The organism is Caballeronia sp., from assembly GCF_049581465.1.
Classification (GTDB): domain Bacteria; phylum Pseudomonadota; class Gammaproteobacteria; order Burkholderiales; family Burkholderiaceae; genus Caballeronia.
Genome location: NZ_JBAUSA010001345.1, coordinates 1 through 1,918, shown reverse-complemented (window position 1 = coordinate 1,918; position 1,918 = coordinate 1). Strand labels below are relative to the sequence as shown.

The window sequence follows — 1,918 nt, the reverse complement described above, 5'->3', positions numbered from 1 at the left end:
GACATGGGCGCATTACCTGCACATCGTGGATACCATCGATACCGCGATGTCGTGCGGCGTAGCGATCGGCCCGGGCAACGCACTGGACTCGGCGATGGCCGCGAAAACACCGGTGGGCGAATTCACGTTCGACCAGTTGATGCAGCGCTGGTATCCGTTGACCTTTGCGCTAAACAGCTTGAACCGGAGCTTGGGAATGCCGGACGCGTATCCGTTTGCGCTAGCGCCCCCGGTGGTGGAAAAGCTGCGCTTTGTGCATCGCGTGATCGAGGCGGCAGGCAAAGCACAGGAAGCTGCAAAACCCGAAGCGCCGGTCCAAGCGCAAAGCGCGGCGGGGGATGAAAAGATACGAACACCGGTCACGCAAGGCGGCAAGAAAAGCTAAGCAGAACCACATAAAAGGCAGTGACCGGATAGAGCGTGTTGGCATTCGGGGTGCCGAACCGTTCAAGCGACCTCCCTGGCTACACCGGCCAACTCAACACCCCGAATCCCCCCACCAACCCCTGCCCCGTGCAACGACACCCTTGACGTTTCCGGCAGCAGCATCCCCCCGACCAAACCCATCACTGCAATGGCGATCAGATAAACCGCCGGCGACATGTTATTTCCGGAAGTCGTAATCAACCAGGTGGCAACCAGCGGCGCCGTCCCGCCAAAAATCGTGTAAGCGAGGTTATAAGTAATCGCCGATGCGGTGTACCGGGTTCGGGTAGGAAAGACCTCTGACAACAACGCCGCCGTCACGACGCCCGCCAGTACCGCACCGACTGCCAGCATGCCCACCCCGATCAACGCCGGCAGGAACCCTCCCGATCCAGCCAATGCGAACGACGGATAAACCGTCACTATCAGCAGCGCGCAGGTGGTGAACACCGTCTTCCGGCGGCCGACGAAATCCGAATACAACCCGGCGAGCGGACAGATTGCCGCCGCGAATAACAGCGCGATCACGGTAATCAACAACGAAGTCGCGCGACTCATGTGCCCGGCAACCTGCATATAAGTCGCAAGATACGTGGTGAACATATAGAACGACAACGCCGTCACGGAGATGAACGCGCCGAGCTTCAAGATCCCGCCCGCTTGCGTGCGCAGCGTGTCGCGCAACGGTGCGTGCGCCACGTCGTGCTCGCCTTCCAGCGCCCGGAAGGCCGGGGTTTCGTTCAGGTTCATCCGCAAGTAGAGGCCGATCAGGCCGATCGGCGCGGCAGCCAGGAACGGCACGCGCCAGCCCCAGGAGCGCATGGCATCGGCGGAAAGCGTCGCGTCCAGAGCGTACGCGACAACGGCGGCAATCGAGAAGGACGAGAACGTCGATACCGGGACGAAGCTGCCGTACCACGCCCGCTTGTTCTGCGGCGCATGTTCCATGACATAGGCGCATGCGCCGGCGTATTCTCCACCCGCCGAAAAGCCCTGCACGCAACGAATGATCGTGAGCAGCAGCGGCGCAAGCGCGCCTATCGCCGCATAGCCCGGTAAAAAGCCGATCAGCGTGGTGGCGCCGGCCATCAGCAGAATTGTCAGGGCAAGTGTGCGCTTACGCCCGATCCGGTCACCGATCACCCCGAACACAATGCCACCGAGCGGCCGGAACGCGAACGCCACGGCAAACACCGCGAAGGTCTTGAGCAATCCGGCAGCAGGGTCTGCGCTGGGAAAAAATTCGCGCGTGAGGATGGTCGCGAGGAAACCGTATGCCGCGAAGTCGAACCACTCGACGAAATTGCCGATCGATGCCGCCATGATCACTTTGCGCAGCGTTTTCAAATCGACTTCTGGGGGCGATGCATTCGACATTCGACGACTCCCGGGAACAGGTCCGCGGGCCCCGCGATGCCGGGCCGGTTATGAGCCGGGCCAGCACGCCGAGACACGCGGCAATTGAGTCCTTCGAGTAGACGCGACCATAAGT

At 61.5% G+C, this 1,918-nt stretch carries 2 protein-coding genes; one reads left to right on the top strand and one right to left on the bottom strand.

Features of this window, described 5'->3' with window-relative positions; all coding sequences use genetic code 11:
- Positions 1-385, top strand: a 385-nt coding sequence (locus tag WCA53_RS32560) for a putative zinc-binding metallopeptidase (protein WP_423921599.1), incomplete at its 5' end; no start/stop codon positions are given.
- A gap of 62 nt (positions 386-447) precedes the next feature.
- Here the strand turns inward: WCA53_RS32560 and WCA53_RS32555 are convergent.
- Positions 448-1,803: an MFS transporter gene (locus tag WCA53_RS32555; RefSeq protein WP_423921596.1), complete on the bottom strand. Its 1,356-nt coding sequence runs from the start codon at positions 1,801-1,803 to the stop codon at positions 448-450.
- Between the last annotated feature and the right edge of the window lie 115 nt (positions 1,804-1,918).